Source organism: Streptomyces coacervatus (assembly GCF_029223485.1).
GTDB lineage: Bacteria > Actinomycetota > Actinomycetes > Streptomycetales > Streptomycetaceae > Streptomyces > Streptomyces coacervatus.
Genome location: NZ_JARHTP010000010.1, coordinates 150,065 through 172,527, shown reverse-complemented (window position 1 = coordinate 172,527; position 22,463 = coordinate 150,065). Strand labels below are relative to the sequence as shown.

Here is a 22,463-nt window from a genome sequence, read left to right as displayed (position 1 = left end):
GACCGCCCAGACCGGAAGGCCGACCGATGAACGCTCTGCACGACATCCTGCAACAGCACGTCGACCGGGGCACCGTCCCGGGCGCCGTCGCCCTCGTGGCCCGCGGCGACGACGTCGAGGTGGTGACCGTCGGCTCGGTGGACACCGACGGCACCGCCCCGATGGCGCGGGACTCGATCTTCCGTATCGCGTCCCTCACCAAGCCGATCACGGCGGCGGCCGTGCTGATGCTGGTGGAGGACGGGGTGCTCACCCTGGACGCACCGGTCGAGGAATGGCTCCCGGAGCTGGCGAAGCCGCTGGTCGTGCGCACGCCCGAGGCTCCCGTGGAGGACGTGGTGCCGGCCTCCCGCCCGATCACCGTCGAGGACCTGCTCAGCTCCCGCACCGGCTGGGGCCTCTCCGAGAACTTCTCCGTGCCCGCCATGCAGGCCCTGCTCTCGGTGCAGCGGCACGACCGCCCCTTCCACGAGTGGCCGGACCCGGACACCTGGCTGGGCCTGCTCGCCCAGGTGCCGATGCTGCACCAGCCGGGCGAGGCCTGGCTCTACGGCACCTCGTCCGCCCTCCAGGGCATCCTGATCGCCCGCGCGTCGGGCCGTACGCTCCCCGACTTCCTCGCGGAGCGGATCTTCGAACCGCTGGGCATGAAGGACACGGCGTTCGAGGTCCCGTCGTCGAAACGGCACCGCTTCACGTCGTCCTACGCCCCGGCCGCCGACGGCACCCTGCACCTGACGGACACTCCGGACGGCGACTGGAGCAGCGTCCCGCGCTTCCCCTCGGGCGGCGGGGCCCTCGTCTCCACGGCCGACGACTGGCTCGCCTTCGCCCGCCTGCTCCTGAACGCCGGCACGGCCCCCGACGGCCACCGTCTCCTCTCCGCCACCTCGGTCAGCCGTATGACCACCAATCACCTCACCGCCGAGCAGCGAAGCGCCGTCACCCTCTTCCTGGACGGCCAGGGCTGGGGCTACGGCGGCCAGGTCGACGTCACCCCGGCCGACCCCTGGAACGTCCCCGGCCGCTACGGCTGGATCGGCGGCACCGGCACAACGGCCCACATCACCCCGCCCACCGGCACGGTGGCGATCCTGATGACACAGGCGGGGATCACGAGCCCGTCATCGACGCCGGTGATGCAGGACTTCTGGCGGTGCGTGGCGGGCGGCTAGACCGGCCCGGCGGGTGGGTTCCGGAGGGCCGGCTCTACGATCCCGCGCATGACCAAGTTCATCGCCACGGTGTGCCTGCCACCGACCAAGCTCCGCAAGCTCGGGCAGGCGATAGTGGCCGCCATGGCGCCGTACGACCACAACCTCACCGACGACCGGAACCCGGTGGGCCAGTGGGACTGGTGGGCCACCGACGCCAATACGCAGAGCCCCTACCTCGCCCTGCCGGCCCACGCACGCAACCGCAAGCTCATCAGGGCCTCCACCGTCCCGGGCAGGGACCCCGGTCTCACTCCCCTCGGACCGCTGGAGTGCTACGGCGGGCCCCGAGGCCTGCTCGACTTCGACGCCATGCGACAGCGGGAGGCACACCGGCACGACGCCCTGCGCGCCGCCTGGGAGGAACTGACCGCGCAGCATCCCCCGGCCCGCCCGCTGACCGAATTCGTCGCCCGCCACGAGTCCGATCCCGACGGCTACTCCATGGAGGACGCCAAGAGGGACCATCTGCTCCAGCCGCTGGTGCAGGCGGTGGCGCAACGGGCCGTCGCGGGCGACGACCCCTACTTCGGTATGTCGTTCCTTCTCAACGACCCGGTCGCGTACTTCGCGCAGGAGCACGACGAGATCCGGGAGGCGGCGGTCCGGTGCGCGGTGCCGGGGTTCGCGCTGCTCACGCTCGACGGTACGTGGATGGACGCGGATGCCTCCGGCTACTGGGAGCGGGCGAATGGCTGTCTCGACAGCCTTCCCGCCGAAGCCGTCGTCGTCGACGTGCTCTGCCATTGCTGAGCGCTCCGCGGGGGGGGTGCCACGATGTGCCGTGTTTCGTCTGCGGCGCCATCGTGGCTGGTCGCGCAGTTCCCCGCGCCCCTTCAGTGCGCGCGCAGGCCCCGGACCAGCAGATCCACGACCGCCTCGAACTCCCCCTCCACGCCCGGCTGTTCCCACTCCTTGGCGTAACCCGGGTCGTGGAAGCGGGCCGTGGCCTGGAAGAGGGCGCGGGCGGCGATCTCCGGGTCGTCGACGGTGAAGGTGCCCCCCTCGACGCCGGCGCGCACGATCTCGGTCAACTGGCCGGTCAGCTCAGCGACATGCCCGCCTACCACCTCGCCGGCCTCCCCGGCCAGCACCGTGTACGTGGCGAACAGCTCGGGGTCGAGGCCCGCCTTGCGGCGCTTGGCGGCGAACAGGACCGCGAACCACTCGCGCACCCGGGCCTCCGGGTTCCGCTCCCCGTCCGCGACGACATCGGCGAGCACCTGGGTCGTACGGTCCAGCCACCGCTTCGTCACCGCCTCCCGCAGCGCCGTCTTCGTACGGAAGTGGCGGTAGACGCTGCCATGGCTGACGCCGAGCGCACGGGCCACGTCGACCACGGTGGCCTTGGCCGGTCCATGGCGGCGCAGCACCTCCTCGGTCGCTTCGAGGATGCGCTCGGCGGTCAGGGTCGGGGAGGTCGCTGCCATGTCCTAGACGGTACCCGGCGCCAGGATCACTGTTCGGTGCCGAGACTCGCCATCTGCGCTGCCGGGTAGCGCGCCCCCGCCGCCGCGTCCGCCGGCACGGCCTCCTCGATCGCCGCCAGATCGGCCGCGTCGAGCGTCACGTCCAGCGCGCCCAGCGACTCGGTGAGCCGCTCGCGGGAATGGGCGCCGACCAGCGGCACGATGTCCTCGCCGCGCGAGAGCGCCCAGGCGATGGCGATCTGCGCGACGGAGACTCCCTTGCCGTCGGCGATCTTCCGCAGCGCCTCGACCAGATCCAGGTTGCGCTGGAGGTTGTCGCCCTGGAAGCGGGGCGAGTGGGCACGGAAGTCGGTCGGCGCGAGCTGTCGGTCCCGGGTGAAGGTGTTCGACAGCAGCCCGCGGGAGAGCACGCCGTACGCCGTGATGCCGATGCCCAGCTCACGAGTGGTCGGCAGGATCTCCCGCTCGATGTCGCGGGTGATGATCGCGTACTCGATCTGCAGGTCGACGATGGGCGCCGTGGCGGCCGCCCGCCGGATGTTGGCCGCGCCGGCCTCGCTCAGGCCGATGTGACGCACGTACCCCTTCTCGACCAGCTCCGCGATGGCGCCGACCGTCTCCTCGATCGGCACGTCCGGGTCGACGCGTGCGATCCGGTAGACGTCGATGTGGTCCACGCCGAGGCGCTGGAGGGAGTAGGCGGCGAAGTTCTTGACCGCGGCCGGCCGGCCGTCGTGGCCGATCCATCCGCCGTCCGGGCCGCGCAGGGCGCCGAACTTGACGCTGAGCAGGGCCCGTTCGCGCAGCTCGGCGCGGGCCGAACGCAGGGCCTCGCCGATCAGCATCTCGTTGTGGCCCATGCCGTAGAAGTCGCCGGTGTCGAGCAGCGTCACCCCCGCGTCGAGGGCGGCGTGGATGGTGGCGATCGACTCCGTCCGGTCCGACTCGCCGTACGCGGGGGACATGCTCATACAGCCGAGGCCGAGGGCGGAGACCTGAGGCCCGGTGGTTCCGAGGTTTCGGGTTCGCATCGTCATGCACCCCACCCTGACATGACGACTGACAGATTTCAATATCTGTCAGCTGTCATTCCAACTTCGCCACGCACGCTCCTTACTGGTCCAGACCTATTGACGAGAGGTCTGGACCAGAGCACTGTCATGCCTACGACACCTCACCGCACCCCCACCGGGAGGCCCGTATGCCCCGCCGCACCCTGCGCCTGCTCGCAGCCGCACTGACGACCGCCTGTCTCGCCCAGCTCCCCGTCGCCGCCACCGCGTCCGCGGCCGACACCTGCGCCGTGAAGTCACGGCCGTCCGGCAAGGTCCTCCAGGGCTACTGGGAGAACTGGGACGGCTCCGCCAACGGCGTCCACCCGCCCTTCGGCTGGACCCCGATCACCGACTCCCGCATCGCAGCCCACGGCTACAACGTGATCAACGCGGCCTTCCCGGTGATCCGTTCGGACGGCACAGCGCTCTGGGAGGACGGCATGGACGCGGGCGTGAAGGTGGCGACACCCGCGGAGATGTGCGCGGCAAAGGCGTCCGGTCAGACGACCCTGCTGTCGATCGGCGGCGCGACGGCCGGCATCGACCTCAACTCGACCGCAGTGGCGGACAAGTTCATCTCGACGATCGTCCCGATCCTGAAGAAGTACAACTTCGACGGCATCGACATAGACATCGAGACAGGCCTGGTCGGCAGCGGCAGCATCACCCAACTCTCCACCTCCCAGGCCAACTTGATCCGCATCATCGACGGAGTCCTGGCGCAGATGCCGTCGAACTTCGGCCTCACCATGGCCCCGGAGACGGCCTACGTCACCGGCGGCAGCGTCACCTACGGCTCGATCTGGGGCGCGTACCTCCCGATCATCAAGAAGTACGCGGACAACGGCCGCCTGTGGTGGCTGAACATGCAGTACTACAACGGCAGCATGTACGGCTGCTCGGGCGACTCGTACCAGGCGGGCACGGTGCAGGGCTTCACGGCCCAGACGGACTGCCTCAACAAGGGGCTGGTCGTACAGGGTACGACGATCAAGGTGCCGTACGACAAACAGGTGCCGGGCCTGCCCGCGCAGTCGGGCGCGGGCGGCGGCTACCTGTCACCCTCCCTGGTCTCCCAGGCCTGGAACCACTACGGCACATCCCTCAAGGGCCTGATGACCTGGTCGATCAACTGGGACGGCTCGAAGAACTGGACGTTCGGCGACAACGTGAAGTCGCTCCAGGGCCGCTAACGCGCGGTCAGCGCCAGCTTCGCGCCCAGCGCCACGAACGACCCCGCGAAGCTCCGCCGCAGCCACGCCATCACACGCGGTCGTGAGGTGACGTGGCTGCGGACCGAGGCGGCGAGGATCCCGTACGCGGCGAAGACGACGAAGGTCGCCAGCATGAACACGCCGCTCAGCTCCAACATCCTTGGCAGCGCGTGCGGTTGGCCCGGGTCCACGAACTGCGGCAGGAACGCGAAGAAGAAGATCGTCAGCTTGGGGTTGAGGATGTTGACGAGCACGCCCCGCACGATCACGCGCCCCGCCGAGTCCGGGGCGCCCTCCTCCTCGACGAGGATCGCGTCCTTGTCCCGCACCGTCGCCCACGCCATATAGAGGAGATAGGCGACACCGGCGTACTTGAGGATCTGGAAGGCCGCCGCGCTCGCGTTCAGCAGCGCGGCGAGCCCGGTGACGGTGGCCAGCACATGCGGCACGATCCCGAGCGTGCAGGCAAAGGCCGCAACCACACTCGCGCGCCGGCCACGGGACAGTCCGGCGGCGAGGGTGTAGACGACGCCGGTGCCGGGGGTGGCGACGACAACGAGGGTGGTGAGGAGAAAGGCGAGGCTCATGGGCCCAGCCTGACCATGGGGCGGCCCCCGATACAGGACCAATGCAAGGCCTGTATCGGGGGCCACCATGGGTATTTTTCAGCCCGTCCGGCGTTTGAGGACGAGGCCCCTCAAGGGCCGAAGCGGGGGCCTGGGGGCGGCAGCCCCCGGAGACGCCCGCCCCAGTGGACCTAGGCGCCGACGAGACGCCCAGCCAGGTAACCCTCGATCTGGTCCAGCGACACGCGTTCCTGCTTCATCGAGTCGCGCTCGCGAACCGTCACCGCATTGTCGTCCAGCGTGTCGAAGTCGACCGTCACGCAGTACGGCGTACCGATCTCGTCCTGGCGCCGGTAACGGCGCCCGATCGCACCGGCGTCGTCGAACTCGATGTTCCAGTTCTGGCGGAGCGCCTGGGCGAGGCCCTTGGCCTTCGGGGACAGCTCCGGGTTGCGGGACAGCGGCAGCACCGCGACCTTCACGGGCGCCAGGCGGTGGTCGAGGCGCAGCACCGTGCGCTTCTCCATCTTGCCCTTGGCGTTCGGCGCCTCGTCCTCGACGTAGGCGTCGAGCAGGAACGCGAGCATCGCGCGCCCGACACCGGCCGCCGGCTCGATGACGTACGGCGTCCAGCGCTCGCCGGCTTCCTGGTCGAAGTAGAAGAGGTCCTGGCCGGAGGCCTTGGAGTGCGAGGAGAGGTCGTAGTCGGTGCGGTTGGCGACACCCTCCAGCTCGCCCCACTCGTTGCCGCCGAACTGGAAGCGGTACTCGATGTCGGCGGTGCGCTTGGAGTAGTGGGAGAGCTTCTCGGCCGGGTGGTCGTACCAGCGCATGTTCTCCTCACGGAGACCAAGGCCCGTGTACCAGTTCCAGCGCTGCTCCATCCAGTACTCCTGCCACTTCTCGTCCTCGCCCGGCTTGACGAAGAACTCCATCTCCATCTGCTCGAACTCGCGGGTGCGGAAGATGAAGTTGCCGGGCGTGATCTCGTTGCGGAAGGACTTGCCCATCTGCGCGATGCCGAACGGGGGCTTCTTGCGCGAAGTGGTCTGCACCTGGGCGAAGTTGGTGAAGATACCCTGCGCGGTCTCCGGCCGGAGGTACGCGATCGAGCCGGAGTCCTGCGTAGGGCCGAGGTGGGTGGAGAGGAGCCCCGAGAACTGCTTGGGCTCGGTGAACTGGCCCTTGTTGCCGCAGTTCGGGCAGTTCACATCCGCCAGGCCGTTCTCCGGCAGGCGCTTGTGCTTGGCCTCGTAGGCCTCCTCCAGGTGGTCCGCACGGAACCGCTTGTGGCAGGAGGTGCACTCGGTGAGCGGGTCCGTGAAGGTGGCGACGTGGCCGGAGGCGACCCAGACCTCGGGGGCCAGGATCACGGACGAGTCGATACCGACCACGTCCTCGCGCGACGTCACCATGTAGCGCCACCACTGGCGCTTCAGGTTCTCCTTGAGCTCGACACCCAGCGGCCCGTAGTCCCAGGCGGCGCGCTGGCCGCCGTAGATCTCACTGCACGGGAATACGAAGCCTCGGCGCTTGCTCAGGCTGACGATGGTGTCGATCTTGTCGGCGGCCACGGTGCTCTCTTCATTACGACGACGGGCGACGAAGCGAGACGCTTCAGAGCGAATGCTTCAGGGTACCGGCGGGGGCTCCCCCTCAATCAAATCGGTTCGGCTTACGGGCCTCGCAGAAGCCTTGTACCGGCCTTTACCGAGCTTTGTTGACAACGGTTTCCATGTTTGTTGAAAATGACTGTCATGAACGTACGACGACAGCACATATCCGGGGTGGCCGTGGCGGCCGTCACCGCCCTCGGCCTCGGCACCCTCTCCGCCTGCTCGACCGACAGCGCAGCCGCCGGCAACACCGGCAAGTTCGACGTCGTCGCGTCGTTCTACCCGCTGGAGTACCTCGCCGAGCAGATCGGCGGGAGCCATGTGCACGTCACCAACCTGACCCAGCCCGGGCAGGAGCCGCACGACCTGGAGATCAGCGCCCGGCAGACCGCGCAGCTCCAGGAGTCCGACGCGGTGCTCTACCTCAAGAACCTCCAGCCCGCCGTCGACGACGCGGTGGCCCAGTCCGAGGTCAAGACGAAGATCGACGCCGGCTCCCTCACCTCCCTGGAGAAGCACGGCAACGAGGTCGGCGGCCACGCCGCCTCGCACGACGACTCGCACGGCGAGGAGGAGGCGGGCGGCAAGGACCCCCACATCTGGCTCGACCCGGTGCGGTACGCCCAGGTCGCCAAGGGAGTCGGCGCGGCCTTCCAGAAGGCCGACCCGGACCACGCGGCCGACTACAAGAAGAACACCGCGGCCCTGCTCAAGAGGCTCGACGACCTGAACACCCAGTTCAAGAACGGCCTGGCGAACACCAAGTCCAAGGTCTTCATCACCACGCACGCCGCCTTCGGCTACCTCGCCGAGCGCTACGGCCTGACCGAGGAGGCCATCAACGGCCTCGACCCCGAGTCCGAGCCCAGCGCGGCCCGGGTGAAGGACCTTGAGAAGATGGCGAAGGCCGACGGCGTCACCACCGTGTTCTACGAGACGCTCGTCAGCGACAAGACAGCGAAGACCATCGCCGCCGACGCCGGACTGAAGACCGACGTCCTCGACCCGATCGAGGGCATCACGGCCAAGTCCCGCGGCAAGGACTACTTCGCGGTCCAGGAGGCCAACCTCAAGGCGCTGCAGACGGCCCTGGGATCCAAATGACGTTTACGGAGGACGACATGGGCGTGGGCGCACTGGACGAGCCCGGCATCGAGCCCGTCATATCGCTGCGCGGCGTGCGCGCCGAGCTGGGCTCGCGCCCCGTCCTGCGCGGAATCGACCTCACCGTGGCACGTGGTGAGGTCGTCGCGCTGCTCGGCGCCAACGGCTCGGGCAAGTCGACCGCGATCCGCACGATCATCGGCCAGGTGCCGGTGAGCGCGGGCGACATCGAGCTGTTCGGTACGGATCGCAGGCGTTTCAGGGACTGGGCGCGGGTCGGGTACGTCCCGCAGCGCACGACCGCCGCCGGCGGCGTCCCGGCCACCGTCACCGAGATCGTGTCGTCCGGCCGGCTGTCCCGGGCCCGCTTCGGCGTGCTGCGCAAGGCGGACCACGCGGCCGTACGGCGGGCCCTGGAGCTGGTCGGCATGGCGGACAGGGCCAAGGACTCGGTGAACGCCCTCTCCGGCGGCCAGCACCAGCGCGTGCTGATCGCCCGCGCGCTCGCCTCCGAACCCCAACTGCTGATCATGGACGAGCCGATGGCGGGCGTGGACCTGGCCAGCCAGGAGGTGCTCGCGCAGACGCTGCGGGAGCAGGTGGCGCAGGGCACGACCGTGCTCCTCGTCCTGCATGAACTCGGGCCGCTGGAGCCCCTGATCGACCGCGCGGTCGTCCTCCGCGACGGCTGCGTGCTGCACGACGGCCCGCCCCCGCAGGCGGTCGGCCAGCACGCCCTGCCCGGCCACGACCACGTCCACCCCCACGAGAACGAGCCCCTGCGCACAGGACTGCTGAGCTGACGGATCGGTTATGGACTTCCTCGACTACGCCTTCATGCAGCGGGCCCTGCTCGCCGCCGTCCTCGTCGGCATCACCGCCCCGGCGATCGGCATCTACCTCGTCCAGCGCCGCCAGGCCCTGATGGGCGACGGCATCGGCCATGTGGCGATGACGGGCGTCGGCCTCGGCTTCCTGCTCTCCGCGTCCCCGGTGTGGATGGCGACCCTGACCTCCGTGCTCGGCGCGGTCCTCATGGAGCTGATCCGCTGGTACGGCCGCACCCGCGGCGACATCGCCCTCGCGATGCTCTTCTACGGCGGTATGGCCGGCGGCGTGATGTTCATCAACCTCGCGCCCGGCGGCTCCAACGCCAATCTGACCTCGTATCTCTTCGGCTCGCTGTCGACGGTGTCGGAGTCGGACGTCACGGCGATCTGTCTGCTCGCGGGCTTCGTGGTGCTGGTCACCCTCGGGCTGCGCCGCCAGCTGTTCGCGGTCAGCCAGGACGAGGAGTTCGCTCGGGTGACGGGCCTTCCGGTGCGCGCCCTGAACCTCCTCACCGCGGTCACGGCGGCGGTGACGGTGACGGTCGCGATGCGGGTGGTGGGCCTGCTGCTGGTGAGCGCGCTCATGGTCGTACCCGTGGCGGCGGCGCAGCAGTTGAGCCGCAGCTTTGCGGCGACGTTCGCGATCGCGGTGGCGATCGGGGTCTCCGTGACCATCGGCGGCACGATCACGTCGTACTACCAGGACGTGCCGCCCGGCGCGACGATCGTGCTCCTGACCATCGCCGCCTTCATGGCGCTGACCGCGCTGGCGGCCCCGCTGGCCCGCCGCCGCGCCCGCGCCGCGGCAGCCGGGCAGCCCGCCGGCGACCCCGCAGAGTGCGCGATTCCGGCCAGCAGGGAGGCGGACGGGACGGTCGGCGTCTGACTGGGCACAGGCCGGGCTGGCACAATGGCCCCGCAAGCGCAGACGTAGGAGGAGGCAACCGGTGACGACCGCTGGACCGCCCGTGAAGGGCCGCGCCACCCGGCAGCGTGCCGCTGTGGCGGCGGCGCTCGACGAGGTCGACGAGTTCCGCAGCGCGCAGGATCTCCACGACATGCTCAAGCACAAGGGCGACTCGGTCGGCCTGACGACGGTCTACCGCACCCTCCAGTCCCTCGCCGACGCCGGCGAGGTCGACGTCCTGCGCACCTCCGACGGCGAGTCCGTCTACCGCCGCTGCTCCACCGGTGAGCACCACCACCATCTCGTCTGCCGGGTGTGCGGCAAGGCGGTCGAGGTGGAGGGGCCCGCGGTGGAGAAGTGGGCGGAGGCGATTGCCGCCGAGCACGGGTATGTGAGTGTGGCGCACACGGTGGAGATCTTCGGCACCTGTGCGGACTGCTCCGCCGGTTGAGCCGTTGTGTGGTGCGGATGGGCTGGGTTGCCGCCCCTGGGGGCTGCCGCCCCCAGACCCCCGTTTCGGCCCTGAACGGGCCTCGTCCTCAAACGCCGGACGGGCTGGGATGTGGCAGCGCAGCCCAATCGCGCCTCGACGAGGTTTGGGTGAGCGCCGCCCCGGCGTCCGTCACCGCCGCGCAGTACGCCGACTCGACCACGTGCGCGTCAGTTGCGCCCGAAGCACTTCTCCAGCTCGTCCAGGTCGTAGAACTTGCTGCCCTTCGAGATCGGAGTGCACCCGGCCTTGAACGCCGTCTCCTTCTCGTTGTAGAGCATGCGGACCAGGTAACGGCCGTCCTTCTCGAAGACGTCCCACTGGATGTTCGCACCCAGCGGAGACACTGACGCCCCGCGCCACGGGTTGCCGGCGTACGTGTACGGCTCCCCGGGCGTGGCCGGTTCCGTACTGCCCGGCAGCCCCATCAGGGCGGCCAGCGGGATGATCTCCTCGGCGTGGGTGAAGCGGAGTTCGGCGCCGAGGTCGGTGGTGCCGGCGCGTTTGGCCTCGATCTGCTTGAAGAAGTCGTCCAGCAGGACATCGGCCATCTTGTACGTGATGTCGCTGTCCGAGAAGCCGGGGCCCTTCTCGTAGAAGTCCTCGGCGTCGGAGAGGTAGCCGAACCAGGCGGCATCGGAGTGCGAGATGTACCGCTGCATCCCCCAGCCCGTCCCGTCCGGGCTCTCCTCGCTCATCGCCGGGGCGATCGCGTACAGGTTGTGGACGGCCTGCGCGGCGGCGACCTGGTCGGCGCTGCTCAGCCCGTCCACGAAGGCGCCCTGGAAGAGCCTGCGCAGGACGCTGCGGGCGGCCTGGTGCGTCTTCGGCTGGTCGGTGATCGACTCCAGGGTGGCCGCCAGGCGCTTGTCGTTCGCGATGTAGTCGCGGTATGCCGCACCGCCGGCCGACTTGTGGAAGTAGAGCAGGTCCTTGTCGGTGCGGGTCGCGCCGATGAGAGGCTTCAGGTCCGGGTCGGTGTCCGCGAGGGCGGCCGCGTACAGGTTGCCGCTGTCGACGGCGCGCCCCTGCCCGGAGCTGACGACGTCGATCTTCTCGCCGTCGCGTGCGATCCCGGCGAAGAGGGACGGCAGGCGCTTCGCCATGCGTACGGCCGTGTCCTGGATCTCCTGCTTGCCGCGGCCGCTCAGGCTGCCGTAGCCGGTCTTCGCCATGGCGGCCTGCAGGGCGCGCACCTTCGGGCCGAACTCCTCGCCCTTGCCGGTGAGTTGGCCCGCCGTCTGCGCCTTGTCCCAGAGGGCGAGGATCAGATCGCCGTCGTCGCTGTCCGTGGCGGCGCGGGAGCCGTGCCGGGAGACGTTCTCCGTGAAGACGGGCGCGAAGCCGGCCGGGGGCTGCTCATACGTGCCGGGGTTCTGCTCGGGGGCGTACGGCGCCTTGGTGCCGTATGTCTCGCGGTGTGCGGGCCGGTGCCGGTCGGCGGCCTGCGCGGGCAGGGCCGCGACCAGCAGGGTGCACAGGGCGAGGGCGGGGGTGACGCGTCTCATGGACGGATCGTGGGCGATCTCCATGAACCCCCGGTGGCTACGAGGTGGCCGGACCGACCACGAAGGGCCGCCTACGAAGGGGTCGGCCCGCCCTGCATGTCCCGCTCCATGGCGAGCAGTTCCTCGTTCGGGACGGCGCCGCCGAAGCGGCGGTCTCGGGAGGCGAACTCGACGCAGGCCCGCCACAGGTCACGCCGGTCGAAGTCCGGCCACAGCACATCCTGGAAGACCATCTCGGCGTACGCGCTCTGCCAGAGCAGGTAGTTGGAGGTGCGCTGCTCGCCGCTCGGCCGCAGGAACAGGTCCACGTCCGGCATGTCCGGGTAGTACAGGTACTTGGCGAGGGTCTTCTCGGTGACCTTGGAGGGGTCGAGGCGCCCCGCCTTCACATCCTCCGCCAGGGCCTGCGCGGCGTCGGCGATCTCCGCGCGCCCGCCATAGTTCATGCAGAAGTACAGCGTCAGCTTGTCGTTGCCCTTGGTCTGCTCCTGAGCGACCTGGAGCTCCTTGGCGACCGACTTCCACAGCTTGGGCATACGGCCCACCCAGCGCACCCGGATACCCAGCTCGTCGAGGGTGTCGCGGGTCTTGCGGATGAAGTCGCGGTTGAAGTTCATGAGGAAGCGGACCTCGTCGGGCGAGCGCTTCCAGTTCTCGGTGGAGAAGGCGTAGAGGGAGATGTTGCCGACGCCCATCTCGATGGCGCCCTGGAGGACGTCCAGCACCCGCTCGGCGCCGACCTTGTGCCCTTCCGTGCGCGGCAGGCCCCGCTCCTTCGCCCACCGTCCGTTCCCGTCCATGACGATCGCCACATGGTTCGGGACCAGCTCGCCCGGCAGCTTCGGCGCGCGGGCGCCGGACGGGTGCGGCTCCGGCGCCTTGTACTCGCGGCGCCGGCGTCCCAGGATCCCGCGTACGACCATGTGTTTCTCGTCTCCCTTACTTTTCCACGTACCGAAGCGAACGCAGCCCGCGTTCCAGATGCCAGTGCAGGTAGGCAGAGACCAATCCACTGCCCTCCCGCACGTGCCGCGACTCGCAGGCGTCCGCCGTCTCCCAGTCTCCCGTAAGCAGCGCACCGAGCAGTTCCAGAGTCTGCGGCGACGGTACGACGCTACCGGCCACCCGGCAGTCGACGCAGACCGAGCCCCCGGAGGCGACCGAGAAGAAGCGGTTCGGACCGGGCATTCCGCACTTCGCACAATCACTGAAGGTCGGGGCGTAGCCGTTGACGGCGAGGGAGCGCAGGAGGAAGGCGTCGAGGACGAGGTGCGGGGCGTGCTCGCCGTTGGCGAGCGTCCGTAGCGCCCCGACCAGCAGCAGATACTGCTGCACCGCCGGCTCGCCCTCATGGTCGGTGAACCGCTCGGCGGTCTCCAGCATGGCGGTCCCCGCGGTGTAGCGGGGGTAGTCGGCGACGATCCCACCGCCGTACGGCGCGATGGTCTCGCTCTGCGTACAGAGGGGCAGGCCGCGGCCGACGAGCTCGCTGCCGCGCGCGAAGAACTGCACGTCGACATGGGAAAAGGGTTCGAGCCGGGCGCCGAACTTGGACTTCGTACGGCGGACGCCGCGCGCCACGGCGCGTACGCGGCCGTGACCGCGGGTGAGGATCGTGATGATGCGGTCCGCTTCACCGAGTTTCTGGGTGCGCAGCACGATGCCGTCGTCGCGGAACAGACTCATCGCGCACCGCCACGGGCTTCCGGCCGGGGGTCCGGGGGTTGGCCCCCGGGAGAGCACAGCATGATGCGGTCCGCTTCACCGAGTTTCTGGGTGCGCAGCACGATGCCGTCGTCGCGGAACAGACTCATGGGACCCATTCTCGCGTACGGCCGGACTCAGCGGGCGCGGTCGGGGTGGCTGATGGTGTCCCAGGGGGCCAGGTTCCAGGGGCTGGCCCGGTTCGCCGGGTCCAGCAGGGCGCTCAGATGCGCGTCGGCGGCGGACTGCGGGGCGGGGGCGGCCGCGTCCTGGGTGCCGCGCAGCCCGTCCCGCCACACGGTCCGCCCGAGCAGGTAGTGGTCGGCGTACTCCCGCCAGGAGCCGTACGTCCGCACCACCGACGGCACGATGTTCTTCAGTGCCGTCCAGGTCTCGGCCTCGGTGATCATTCCGCACCCGAAGCCGAGCCGGGCTATGTCGACGTACAGGGCGGCGTCCCACGCGAGCGTCGAGACGCCGAGGAGCTGCTGGGCACGCGCCCGGTAGCCGCTGCGGGACAGCCCGTCGAGCCGGCCGACCAGCACCTCCCGCGAGGTGATCTCCCACTGCTCCGCCAGCCAGCTGCGGGCGCTGTCGTCGTCGATCCTCGTGAACGGGTACAGGGTGGTCCGCGAGGCGCTGCGGTCCCGGCTCACCGGCGCGCTCAGCGACACCATCCAGAGCTGGTGCGCCGTGAGCGGGTCGGGGTACCGCCGCTCGGCCCGCGGCCGCCGCCATCTCCACATGCTCGACAGACTCATGCGCCCGCACCTTACTCAAGGCACCTCACCCCGGCTGCGGGCATTGGCGTACGCGGTCGCCGCGCTGAGCCGCTCCGCCTGGGTGGCCCCGCGCACGGCGCCGGGATCCGCGTCCCACTCCCTCCCTCCGCCGTACGGTCTCAGTTGTACGTACGGCCCTTCGTGCCCCATGACGATTCCCACCTTTCCAGTACGCGTGTCCACGACATGAGTGCCGACGGGGGGTTTCATTTCCTCTCCTTAACGACCGTAACGAACACGACCCACAATTCAGGGCGCCGGGTTCGTTGCGCCTCAAGCGTGCTCCCCTTTCTTTTTGGGTTTCACGCTTTTCCTCTCCAGCGTGGACCGTTCCGCCTAGACTCGGCCGGAGTCTGCGCTCTACAAGTGCCGCAGGCGGCCTGGGAGTTCTTCGGGACGGAGCTGAAGCGGCGAGGGAGGAAACGAGGTTCACTCAGGTGGAAGTGGGGGCCAGGGATTTAGCGGAATGACGATGTTCCGCAAACCGATGGTTTTTTCGAGCGGCTTCGACGAGAACTCATCCTCATTCGGCAACCCGACGCAGTCGGCGGCGCACACTCCCCTGTTCCGGCTCGGGCTCATGCTCCGGCTCTGTTGCCGCCCACAGTTCGTTGAACTGGTTGACGCGGTCCTCGACGTGCTCCTGTTTCATCCTGAGCATCGTCATGTCCGGCCTGACATGATTGTCCGGCCGGGTCTCGTAGCAGAGTTCCCCGTCGAAGATGATGAAGTCCATCACCGTGCCGCCAGGATCCAGCTGCGACTGCACGCCGATACGCGCGTCGATGCCGTACCTGCGCTGCCGCACGCAGAGTTGTTCGAGGGCTTCGGTGACCTGCTCCGGCTCGTCCACGAGAAACAGGCGCCGGACCTCCACGCCCCGGGTCTTGATGGCCTTCTCCTGTGCGCTCAGATACCGCTTCGCGGGCTCGCTGGACCAGAAGTCCCGGTCCACGGTCGTACTCGTGGCGTACAGGGTCTTCTTGACGCACGTGGCGAGGTCGATCAGCCACTCGTGGTTCTCGAACGAGGAGTCCGCTCTGCCGCTGATGAGGTCCTCCATCAGCTCGGCGAGACGCTTCAGCTCCTCCTCGGCGAAGCTCTTGACGATCCCCGGCGACTCGTCGCCGACCTGGGTGTACGCCTTGACCAGCCGGGTCACTTCCTCGGAGCGGAGGACGGAACCGTCCACCTTGCTGAACAGCTCCGTCGCCTCGTTGATCTTGGCGAAGCTCTTCTCGACCGCCTCGCGCATCTCCGAGTGGTGGTTGTTCAGAGTCTGCTTCATGTCGTCGTTGTGCTGACGCTGGCTCTTCTCGACGACCTCCAGCCGCTCCCCGAAGTCAACGAGGTACTGCACGATCAGCGTGGCGCTGCCGAAGACGATGGACGCCACCCACTGCCAGATGTTGTTGTTGTCCCCGTGCAGCAGCATGCTCACGAAGAAGCCTGCGCCCGCCGCCGACGCCGTGATCACGATTTTCAGGAACAGCTTGGGTATGCCCAGTCGCTGCCGGACCGATCCGTTCTGCCCTGCCCCTAACGACGCTCCGCTCATGTGTCTCCCCCGTCGGGTATGTGGTTGGTGCCGCTCCTCAGCTCGTGCTCAGCGCCTGGTGCGGCAACGGTATGGCCTGGACGGCCAGTTGGTCCCTGATGCGCTGGACCAGGTTCTGCCACTGGCGCGTGAACCCCGGTTCCCGTTCCAGTACTTCCCACAGATGGACCAGCGAGCGGTCCACCTGTGCATGCGGCATCCACAGATGCAGCAGATGGTCGACGGCCGGGCGCAGTGCCAGGACCGCGGCGCGCCCGTCCGCCGCGGCGAGCCGACTGCTGTCCAGCATGTGCACCACGGTCGTCAAAAGCCAGTCATGGAGCGCGAGGTCCTCGCACAGACCCGCGGCCGAGGCGACCGGTGTATCCTCCGGCAGCCTCAGCTCCACGGTCCGCAGCCCGTCCTCGGCCAGCGTGAACCGCGTCAGTGCCGCCCGCTCGCCCTCCGGGATCCGGCGGGCGACCCAACGCAGGTGCGTACGGCGGGACTTGAAGGGGACCTTGCGGTCGAGGAGCGGGTGGCGCAGCAGTCTCGTCAGCAGGGACTCGGCGATCGTTCCGAGGTCGAGTTCACCGCGCCCGGCGCCGCGCAGCACGCCTTCCGCGGTGGCCTGTTCGGGCAGCTTGCCGAAGGGCTCGACCACACCGGGCCGTACGAGGTAGTGCCCCCAGGGGCGGCGGGTGTCGGGGCCCGCGGCGGGTGCGCCGAAGTACGCGGTGGACTGGAGCAGACGGCCCTCGGTGAGCGCGGCGCGGGTGGCGACCGTGCCGACGGCCCGGACCTTGGCGCCGTTGGAGGTGGGCAGCCGGCAGTCCACTCCGGTCAGCACCTCCGGGGACAGGGCGTACATATTGGGCCGCTCGGAGATCCGGACGTGTTCGTCGACGCGCAGCCTGAGCAGCTGGGCGGCGGCCCGGCCGTCCAGCGCCTGGAAGGACGGCAGCAGACAGGTGCGCACCTCACCACAGGCGAGGACCGGGCGGGCGGGCTGTCGAAGGGCCGTCGTCATGTCAAGTCCCCTCAGTGGAAAGGGAGTTGGCACTGGAAAGGGCGTTGACCGGCTCCTCGTAGAAGACATACGTCGCGCGCTGGGCGACTGCCGCCGGGACCGCGAGCCCCTCCTTGGCCGAGCGCTCGGCGACCTGGCTCAGCGCCCCGGAGTCGACTTCCGTCTGGTCGAGGATGAGCCGTACGGCGTCCTCGACGGCCAGGAAACGGTTCGGCATCAGCGTGCAGGTGCGGTAGGCGCTGAAGGCCGTGGCCCGCGGGTTGAGCTGGAGCAGGGGCGGCAGCCGGTCCCAGTCGTGCGGGAAGTCCTCGCCGGTCCAGGGGCGCGGGACCAGCACCGGGTCGCCGAGGTGCCGTAACAGTCCGAGGCGGGCCAGCTGCCAGACGGCGGCCAGGAACGGGCAGGACCACAGCCGCTTGCCGTCCTTCTCCGACCACAGCTCGACGTCCATGAAGACGGAGTGGTTGCGGGCCGCGGTCTCCTGGGGCGGCTGCCAGCCCCTGACCTCGCCCAGCGCGGCACGCTTCGTGGTGGGCGTGCGCTGTCCGTTGGCAAGCCAGCCGGTCTGGCTGACGGAGGGGCGGGAGCCGTAGCTGCCCGGCGGCGGCGACTCGACCAGGCGGTGCATGACGGACTCGGCGAGCTCGATCCGGTCGGCGACCGCGCAACCCGACTCACGGGCCAGGTAGTCGATGACCAGGCCCGCCTTCTCGGCCTCCTTCAGCACCAGCGGGACGAGTTCGGCGGGTGTCGAGAAGCGGGTGAAGTAGTCGTCGATCAGGAAGCACGTGCTGATACGGGGCCGCTTGCCGCCGGTGCGGCGGGCGGCGGAGGCGCGGGCGGCGTCCACCCACAGCCGCACCTCGGCGAAGTGCTCGCGCAGCCGCTCGGGGCCCGCCTCGAAGTCCTCCATGTAGAGGTGGCCCAGCTCCAGGGAGAGGTGGGACAGCGGCACGGACTGGGTGCGGAGCTCCGCCGTGGTCTCCCGGAAGACGGCCTCGGTCACGCCTGCTCCCAGTACTTGTCGTCGGTGAGCCGGGCGGCCAGCCGGCTGAGCGCCCGCCAGGTCTCCATGTTGGCGATCTGGCTGTCGAGCACGTCCTCGTCGGTGATGAGCTGCTCCCGCCACTGCAGGACCGGTTCGAGGGGAATGGAGCCGAGGACCTGGCTGTAGCCGATGCCGTGGTTGGAGGCAAGCTGCTTGAGGTCGCTGTCGGTCTTGCGCATCCACGCCGACTGGGTCGGCGAGACCTGCGACCACAGCGGCGACTCGGGATCGGGTACGGCGGCCCGTACGAAGCGGATGGCGCTGCGCAGCGTCTCCTCCTCGTGGCCGCGGTCGACACCGCCTGCGACGATGCCGCGCTCGCCGAAGACCAGGCTCGCGGCGGCCGCCACATGCTGGCGGGTCCAGCGGTGGAAGATCAGCCAGCGGGCCGTGATCTCCCGCATCTCGGGCTGTGCGGTGGCCTCCAGGACCATGTCGACGGCGTAGGAGCGGCCGGCGCTGAGGTCCACGACGACCAGGTCGAACTCGTAGTAGAGCTTCATCAGCAGGTCGACGCAGAGCCGCACATGGTCGCCGGTGGTGGCGAACTCGCCGCCGCTGACGTCGCCGGGCATCAGCACCAGCCGGCCGCAGCCGGGCGGCGGGTCGCGCAGCACCTGGTGCTCGGTTTTGGCCCAGATGTCGATGCGCTCCGGCTCACCGACCTCCCCTATGAGGTAGGAGTGCAGGCCGCGGTCCTCGACGGCCGCGCGGGCGTCGGCCACGTCGAAGACGGCCGAGGCGGTGGGCGAGCCGAAGTCGAAGTCCAGGTAGCAGACGTCGTCCCCGGCCAGCGCACGGTGGTAGGCGAGGTTGGCGCTGGTGACGGAGCGGCCCGTGCCCCCCTTGTCGGAGGCGGCGAAGATCAGCACGGTGTCACCGTCCCTGGGCCGCGGCCTCGCGGGCCCGGGTGAGTGCGTCGAGCTGTCCCAGTACTTCGAGCGCCAATGCGTAGGCCGTGCCCGGCTGTTGGCCCAGAAGGCTGCGGGCGCGGCGCAGCTTGACCTCGATGTTCCTGAGCTGCATCCCGTGCCGGCCGTCGTCGGAGGGCGCGGGTTCCATCTGTTCGTTGCCCAGGAGATGGGCGGACTCGCTGAGCAACGCCCCTGCCAGCTCGGTGAGTTCGAGGCTGCGGACCGGTGACTGCCGGTACATCTGGTGGACCGCGACCATCACCTCGGTGACCCGCTCGGTGATGTTCCACGACACCGGCACCTTGCGGGTGACGATCTCCGCCCCGGGATAGGCGGCGTGGACGTAGTCCCACAGGCCGGTGCCCTCGCCCTCCCGGATGCGGCGGCGCCACATGTGGTCGAAGACGTCCTCGGCGAGGCTGAGCAGCCGGTCGTGCGAGTCGAGGTTGCGCGAGAGGGCGCGCAGTTGGATGGTCCGCTTCAGCAACTGGGCCGAGAAGTCGTGCAGGGACCATGTCAGCGGCGGGCCCAGCCGCTCACTGCCCTGCAAGGGCAGTTTGACGCCCGCGTTGTGCAGTTCGAACACCGTGCGGTCGTCGCGTGTCATCCGGGCGGTGATCTTGCCGCGTTCGGCGAGGCGTTCCATGACGGCGACGGTGCGGGACAGGTCGTCGTCGGTGGCCCGGCGGCGCATCAGGTCGTGGACGAGGATGGCGGCGACGGAGAGGGAGAAGTACTCGGACTCCAGCTCCTGTCCCGTCGTACGCCAGGGAATGTCCTCCAAGGGCCAGCGGTCGGGGTCGAAGCGGGCGATGCCGGACCAGTACTGCTGGGTGAGCTCCCAGCGCAGCCGGAGCGCCTCGGCGAGCTTCTGCTGTTCGACGTTGAGCAGGCCCAGGGTGAGGGTGCGGTCGGAGAACAGGTCCTGGATACCGTCGAGGGCAACCACGGTGAAGTAGAGATACGGCACCGGGTCGGCGACGCCCTCGGGCTGCGGCCCGATGGGTTCGTCGGTCTCGACCTCGGGGGCCTTCTTCACCATGGTCCACGCCCAGCCGCATTCGAAGAGCTGGTTCTCGTCCTTGAGGCCTTCCTGGACGTCGAAGCCGAGGGACACGCTCTCGACGATCGCGGCGCGCAGCGCGCGGAAGCGGCTCTGGAACATGGTCAGCACCTGACGCTGCGTCAGCCGCCCCTGGCCCAGGAGTTCGCAGAGGTTGCGGCCCTGGTTGGAATCGGTGTCGAAGGCGTTGACGGTGAAGGAGCGCAGCAGGCTCACCATGGCGGCGGTGAGCCGGTTGCTGGTGGCCGCACGCAGTTCGGCGATCGTCTCCTGGATGTCGCTTCGTCTGGTCCTGGTCTCGTAGATCTTGAGGAAGCCGAGCGTGGCCAGGCAGAGGGTGATCGACATGGAGAAGGAGTCGACCACGCCGAGTTGGCGCTGTTCCTCGGTGGGCTCCCCCTGGACCTTGTCGCCGGATCCGAAGTAGTAACCCCCCGCGAAGGTGGGCCTCTTGTCCTCGCCGGTGTGGGTGCGCATGAAGTCGGAAGCGGCCTTGACGAGGTTGGCCGGGAGGTCGAGCCGCCCGCCGGCCTTCCTCAGGGCCTGCTGGACGTCCTCCTGCGTGGTGTCCGGGTCGTCCAGCCGGAACGCGGGGATCTCCGTGGCCGGGTACAGCAGGCAGAGCAGCCGCTCGGCGTCGGCGACGCTGCTCTGCCCGCCCCACTCGCCCCAGTCCCACTGCTCCCGAGCGAAGGAGTGGCGGGCGATGGCCTGCCAGATGTCCAGCAAATGCTGGCGTGGCTTGATCTGCATCCCATGCCCCTCTACACAGGCCGCACTGCCGTCATTTGAGGAATGCCCCTCTTCTGTTGTGAAGATTTTTCGCGATGGAGAACCACTGATCGGACAACGACTGGTCAGACGGCCGGAATGCCCGCGTCCGTATTCCGCCGCCAGCCGTAGGCCAGGATCATTCCCGAATACCCGTCGCGCACACCTGCCGCGGACTTGAGCCGCTGCACCTCGAAGTTGCCCGCGAATGGTTCGAGACTCGTACGGACCTCGAATTCTTCCACGTCACAGGCCGGGAAGAACTGTTCCCCGGCGTGATAGCCCTTCGAATGTTCCATGAAGGCGGCGGCGAAGGGGGCACCGGGGGCCAGGGCGCGCATGAAGCGCTTGACGCCCAGCCGAAACTCCTGGTGAGAGGTGGTCATCGACTCGGCGACGAAGAACATGGTCCCCACGGACCAGCGCCCGCCGAAGCGCTCCAGCCCGAAGATGTTGCCCTGCTCGACCTTGACGACCTCGCGGAACCGCTCGCGGGGGTCCAACTCAAGGGAGCCGTACGCCTCGTGCTCACACAGGGCGTTCCAGAACTGATCCCAATTGCCGCCGTAGGAGCCGACCTGACCCTCGAGGTACTCCACGTTCGCGGACGAGTGCTCGAAGAGGGTGATCTCGTCGCACCACGGCATCATGGAGAGTGCGGGATAGAGATTCGCCCCGGCGCCCACGTCGATGCCGTAAACCGGCCCGACGCCCTGCTTCCGGAAATGACCGCCGAAATGATCCCCGATGATATGCAGGATCTCCGCGTCCTCTGCCTGTAAGACGCGGTAGTTGTGATCAACGTAGGCGATCGGGTCGAATGAGCTCCAGGGTGCGTCCGCATTCCTCACCTGGGCGTCCCCCGACGATCTCAAGGTCATTTACCTACGGTACCAACACCGGGGGCCCTCCGGATCCCCCTGAGGTCAATGTCCCGAGAATTACGTCATGTCCCCGCGAGGGGACGGGGCGCACTGGGGGCGCACCGTCGCGAATGCATTCGTGCGACCTGATCCGGCCTTGAACGGCCGGATTGTCCCGCTCAAGATGGTCGGAACTCTGCCGAACACACCAGAAAGGCAGACACCAGGCGTCTCACCCGTACCACCCGTACGGGTGTCAACGTGCCCTTGACTCCCAACCCGCAGGGGGCGGTATGACGGCTCTTCCAGAGAAACGTTTTCCTTCCACGGCCGACCGCATCGACCGCATCGACCGCCGACTGACGAGCCGACTGACCATGAGGGGCGTCGTCGAGGCCGATCTGCCCGAACTGCTGCGCGTCGACCGGGAGGCCTTCCCCGAGGAGCCGTTCCACTACTTCGAGCTGCGCCAGAGCTTCGACATCCACGGCGACCGCATCCTGGTCCTCGACGACGGCGAGAGCCTGCACGGCTACGTCCTGTTCGTCACCACCTCGGACGGCTACGTGAACTGGATCAAGAGCCTCGCCGTCACCCCCGAACTGCACGGACGCGGGCTGGGCCGCCGGCTGATGCTGGAGGTGCTGCGCCGGCTGCGCACCGAGGACGTCCACCAGGTCCGCCTGACGGTGGAACCGACGAACGCGGCCGCGATCACGCTGTACCGGTCACTGGGCTTCTCGTTCGAGGGAGGGGTGCGCAAGGACTACTTCGGACCCGGGGAGGATCGTTTCATCATGACGCTGGGGCTGTGAGT

At 68.9% G+C, this 22,463-nt stretch carries 24 protein-coding genes; 8 read left to right on the top strand and 16 right to left on the bottom strand.

The genetic code is table 11. The features are described 5' to 3' along the window. Positions 1-26 precede the first annotated feature (26 nt). Both P2Q00_RS25150 and P2Q00_RS25145 read left to right on the top strand, forming a co-directional pair. A complete protein-coding gene (locus P2Q00_RS25150) occupies positions 27-1,175 on the top strand; it encodes a serine hydrolase domain-containing protein (RefSeq protein ID WP_275774975.1) in 1,149 nt (382 codons plus the stop codon). A 48-nt stretch (positions 1,176-1,223) separates the two neighbouring features. Further along, a complete protein-coding gene (locus tag P2Q00_RS25145; protein ID WP_275774974.1) occupies positions 1,224-1,967 on the top strand; it encodes a hypothetical protein in 744 nt (247 codons plus the stop codon). Positions 1,968-2,050: 83 nt separating this feature from the next. On the opposite strand, the gene P2Q00_RS25140 is transcribed toward P2Q00_RS25145, so the two are convergent. Next, positions 2,051-2,644 (bottom strand): TetR/AcrR family transcriptional regulator, encoded by a 594-nt coding sequence (locus P2Q00_RS25140; protein ID WP_275774973.1) that lies wholly within the window; start codon positions 2,642-2,644, stop codon positions 2,051-2,053. A gap of 26 nt (positions 2,645-2,670) precedes the next feature. Then, positions 2,671-3,681 (bottom strand): aldo/keto reductase, encoded by a 1,011-nt coding sequence (locus P2Q00_RS25135; RefSeq protein WP_275774972.1) that lies wholly within the window; start codon positions 3,679-3,681, stop codon positions 2,671-2,673. Positions 3,682-3,845: 164 nt separating this feature from the next. On the opposite strand from P2Q00_RS25135, the gene P2Q00_RS25130 reads away from it, so the two are divergent. Further along, positions 3,846-4,892, top strand: coding sequence for a chitinase (locus tag P2Q00_RS25130; RefSeq protein WP_275774971.1), 1,047 nt, complete (start codon positions 3,846-3,848; stop codon positions 4,890-4,892). On the opposite strand, the gene P2Q00_RS25125 is transcribed toward P2Q00_RS25130, so the two are convergent. Both P2Q00_RS25125 and P2Q00_RS25120 read right to left on the bottom strand, forming a co-directional pair. Then, the gene (locus tag P2Q00_RS25125) at positions 4,889-5,500 is read right to left on the bottom strand and encodes a LysE family translocator (protein ID WP_275774970.1); all 612 of its coding nucleotides are present in this window, start codon (positions 5,498-5,500) and stop codon (positions 4,889-4,891) included. The two genes, P2Q00_RS25130 and P2Q00_RS25125, sit on opposite strands and share 4 nt — an antisense overlap. A 170-nt stretch (positions 5,501-5,670) precedes the next feature. After that, entirely contained in the window at positions 5,671-7,053 is a 1,383-nt protein-coding gene (locus P2Q00_RS25120) for a glycine--tRNA ligase (RefSeq protein ID WP_275774969.1), read from the bottom strand. Between the two features lie 183 nt (positions 7,054-7,236). Between P2Q00_RS25120 and P2Q00_RS25115 the strand changes: the two genes are divergently transcribed. The 4 genes from P2Q00_RS25115 (at position 7,237) to P2Q00_RS25100 (ending at position 10,387) form a co-directional block, all read left to right on the top strand. Beyond that, positions 7,237-8,199 carry a metal ABC transporter substrate-binding protein gene (locus P2Q00_RS25115; RefSeq protein ID WP_275774968.1) on the top strand — a complete coding sequence of 321 codons (963 nt, stop codon included), beginning with the start codon at positions 7,237-7,239 and terminating at the stop codon, positions 8,197-8,199. After that, entirely contained in the window at positions 8,196-9,002 is an 807-nt protein-coding gene (locus P2Q00_RS25110) for a metal ABC transporter ATP-binding protein (RefSeq protein ID WP_275774967.1), read from the top strand. The genes P2Q00_RS25115 and P2Q00_RS25110 overlap by 4 nt, the downstream gene beginning before the upstream one ends. A 10-nt stretch (positions 9,003-9,012) precedes the next feature. Continuing rightward, positions 9,013-9,915: a metal ABC transporter permease gene (locus P2Q00_RS25105; RefSeq protein WP_275774966.1), complete on the top strand. Its 903-nt coding sequence runs from the start codon at positions 9,013-9,015 to the stop codon at positions 9,913-9,915. A gap of 61 nt (positions 9,916-9,976) precedes the next feature. Then, a complete protein-coding gene (locus tag P2Q00_RS25100) occupies positions 9,977-10,387 on the top strand; it encodes a Fur family transcriptional regulator (RefSeq protein WP_275774965.1) in 411 nt (136 codons plus the stop codon). A gap of 209 nt (positions 10,388-10,596) precedes the next feature. On the opposite strand, the gene P2Q00_RS25095 is transcribed toward P2Q00_RS25100, so the two are convergent. The 12 genes from P2Q00_RS25095 to P2Q00_RS25040 all read right to left on the bottom strand — a co-directional run bounded on the left by P2Q00_RS25095 (position 10,597) and on the right by P2Q00_RS25040 (position 21,664). Further along, positions 10,597-11,934, bottom strand: coding sequence for a histidine-type phosphatase (locus P2Q00_RS25095; RefSeq protein ID WP_275774964.1), 1,338 nt, complete (start codon positions 11,932-11,934; stop codon positions 10,597-10,599). A gap of 71 nt (positions 11,935-12,005) precedes the next feature. Further along, positions 12,006-12,857, bottom strand: a complete 852-nt coding sequence (locus P2Q00_RS25090; RefSeq protein WP_275774963.1) for an isoprenyl transferase — start codon at positions 12,855-12,857, stop codon at positions 12,006-12,008. Positions 12,858-12,873: 16 nt separating this feature from the next. Continuing rightward, complete coding sequence (gene recO, locus P2Q00_RS25085; RefSeq protein ID WP_275774962.1) at positions 12,874-13,620, bottom strand: DNA repair protein RecO; 747 nt, start codon at positions 13,618-13,620, stop codon at positions 12,874-12,876. After that, positions 13,617-13,748, bottom strand: coding sequence for a recombination protein O N-terminal domain-containing protein (locus tag P2Q00_RS25080; protein ID WP_275774961.1), 132 nt, complete (start codon positions 13,746-13,748; stop codon positions 13,617-13,619). The genes recO and P2Q00_RS25080 overlap by 4 nt, the downstream gene beginning before the upstream one ends. Before the next feature lie 27 nt (positions 13,749-13,775). Then, a complete protein-coding gene (locus P2Q00_RS25075; RefSeq protein ID WP_275774960.1) occupies positions 13,776-14,399 on the bottom strand; it encodes a DUF1266 domain-containing protein in 624 nt (207 codons plus the stop codon). 15 nt (positions 14,400-14,414) lie between these two features. Continuing rightward, positions 14,415-14,630 (bottom strand): hypothetical protein, encoded by a 216-nt coding sequence (locus tag P2Q00_RS25070; RefSeq protein WP_275774958.1) that lies wholly within the window; start codon positions 14,628-14,630, stop codon positions 14,415-14,417. Between the two features lie 313 nt (positions 14,631-14,943). Next, positions 14,944-15,978 (bottom strand): DUF6879 family protein, encoded by a 1,035-nt coding sequence (locus tag P2Q00_RS25065; protein WP_275774956.1) that lies wholly within the window; start codon positions 15,976-15,978, stop codon positions 14,944-14,946. Positions 15,979-16,015: 37 nt separating this feature from the next. After that, entirely contained in the window at positions 16,016-16,987 is a 972-nt protein-coding gene (locus P2Q00_RS25060) for an SCO2521 family protein (protein WP_275774955.1), read from the bottom strand. Position 16,988: 1 nt separating this feature from the next. Continuing rightward, complete coding sequence (locus tag P2Q00_RS25055; RefSeq protein ID WP_275774954.1) at positions 16,989-17,993, bottom strand: SCO2522 family protein; 1,005 nt, start codon at positions 17,991-17,993, stop codon at positions 16,989-16,991. Continuing rightward, positions 17,990-18,907: an SCO2523 family variant P-loop protein gene (locus tag P2Q00_RS25050; RefSeq protein ID WP_275774953.1), complete on the bottom strand. Its 918-nt coding sequence runs from the start codon at positions 18,905-18,907 to the stop codon at positions 17,990-17,992. The genes P2Q00_RS25055 and P2Q00_RS25050 overlap by 4 nt, the downstream gene beginning before the upstream one ends. A gap of 4 nt (positions 18,908-18,911) precedes the next feature. Next, a complete protein-coding gene (locus P2Q00_RS25045) occupies positions 18,912-20,765 on the bottom strand; it encodes an SCO2524 family protein (RefSeq protein ID WP_275774952.1) in 1,854 nt (617 codons plus the stop codon). A 104-nt stretch (positions 20,766-20,869) separates the two neighbouring features. Then, positions 20,870-21,664 carry an SCO2525 family SAM-dependent methyltransferase gene (locus P2Q00_RS25040; RefSeq protein ID WP_275774951.1) on the bottom strand — a complete coding sequence of 265 codons (795 nt, stop codon included), beginning with the start codon at positions 21,662-21,664 and terminating at the stop codon, positions 20,870-20,872. 275 nt (positions 21,665-21,939) lie between these two features. Between P2Q00_RS25040 and P2Q00_RS25035 the strand changes: the two genes are divergently transcribed. Continuing rightward, positions 21,940-22,461 (top strand): GNAT family N-acetyltransferase, encoded by a 522-nt coding sequence (locus P2Q00_RS25035; RefSeq protein WP_275774950.1) that lies wholly within the window; start codon positions 21,940-21,942, stop codon positions 22,459-22,461. The last annotated feature ends 2 nt before the right edge of the window (positions 22,462-22,463 follow it).

What these genes read in the sequence shown, in the direction of transcription:
- P2Q00_RS25150 (WP_275774975.1), top strand. Translation starts at nt 27, where the DNA reads ATGAACGCTCTGCACGACATCCTGCAACAGCACGTCGACCGGGGCACC.
- P2Q00_RS25145 (WP_275774974.1), top strand. Translation starts at nt 1,224, where the DNA reads ATGACCAAGTTCATCGCCACGGTGTGCCTGCCACCGACCAAGCTCCGC.
- P2Q00_RS25140 (WP_275774973.1), bottom strand. Translation starts at nt 2,644, where the DNA reads ATGGCAGCGACCTCCCCGACCCTGACCGCCGAGCGCATCCTCGAAGCG.
- P2Q00_RS25135 (WP_275774972.1), bottom strand. Translation starts at nt 3,681, where the DNA reads ATGACGATGCGAACCCGAAACCTCGGAACCACCGGGCCTCAGGTCTCC.
- P2Q00_RS25130 (WP_275774971.1), top strand. Translation starts at nt 3,846, where the DNA reads ATGCCCCGCCGCACCCTGCGCCTGCTCGCAGCCGCACTGACGACCGCC.
- P2Q00_RS25125 (WP_275774970.1), bottom strand. Translation starts at nt 5,500, where the DNA reads ATGAGCCTCGCCTTTCTCCTCACCACCCTCGTTGTCGTCGCCACCCCC.
- P2Q00_RS25115 (WP_275774968.1), top strand. Translation starts at nt 7,237, where the DNA reads ATGAACGTACGACGACAGCACATATCCGGGGTGGCCGTGGCGGCCGTC.
- P2Q00_RS25110 (WP_275774967.1), top strand. Translation starts at nt 8,196, where the DNA reads ATGACGTTTACGGAGGACGACATGGGCGTGGGCGCACTGGACGAGCCC.
- P2Q00_RS25105 (WP_275774966.1), top strand. Translation starts at nt 9,013, where the DNA reads ATGGACTTCCTCGACTACGCCTTCATGCAGCGGGCCCTGCTCGCCGCC.
- P2Q00_RS25095 (WP_275774964.1), bottom strand. Translation starts at nt 11,934, where the DNA reads ATGAGACGCGTCACCCCCGCCCTCGCCCTGTGCACCCTGCTGGTCGCG.
- P2Q00_RS25090 (WP_275774963.1), bottom strand. Translation starts at nt 12,857, where the DNA reads ATGGTCGTACGCGGGATCCTGGGACGCCGGCGCCGCGAGTACAAGGCG.
- recO (WP_275774962.1), bottom strand. Translation starts at nt 13,620, where the DNA reads ATGAGTCTGTTCCGCGACGACGGCATCGTGCTGCGCACCCAGAAACTC.
- P2Q00_RS25080 (WP_275774961.1), bottom strand. Translation starts at nt 13,748, where the DNA reads ATGAGTCTGTTCCGCGACGACGGCATCGTGCTGCGCACCCAGAAACTC.
- P2Q00_RS25075 (WP_275774960.1), bottom strand. Translation starts at nt 14,399, where the DNA reads ATGAGTCTGTCGAGCATGTGGAGATGGCGGCGGCCGCGGGCCGAGCGG.
- P2Q00_RS25070 (WP_275774958.1), bottom strand. Translation starts at nt 14,630, where the DNA reads ATGAAACCCCCCGTCGGCACTCATGTCGTGGACACGCGTACTGGAAAG.
- P2Q00_RS25065 (WP_275774956.1), bottom strand. Translation starts at nt 15,978, where the DNA reads ATGAGCGGAGCGTCGTTAGGGGCAGGGCAGAACGGATCGGTCCGGCAG.
- P2Q00_RS25060 (WP_275774955.1), bottom strand. Translation starts at nt 16,987, where the DNA reads ATGACGACGGCCCTTCGACAGCCCGCCCGCCCGGTCCTCGCCTGTGGT.
- P2Q00_RS25045 (WP_275774952.1), bottom strand. Translation starts at nt 20,765, where the DNA reads ATGCAGATCAAGCCACGCCAGCATTTGCTGGACATCTGGCAGGCCATC.
- P2Q00_RS25040 (WP_275774951.1), bottom strand. Translation starts at nt 21,664, where the DNA reads ATGACCTTGAGATCGTCGGGGGACGCCCAGGTGAGGAATGCGGACGCA.
- P2Q00_RS25035 (WP_275774950.1), top strand. Translation starts at nt 21,940, where the DNA reads ATGACGGCTCTTCCAGAGAAACGTTTTCCTTCCACGGCCGACCGCATC.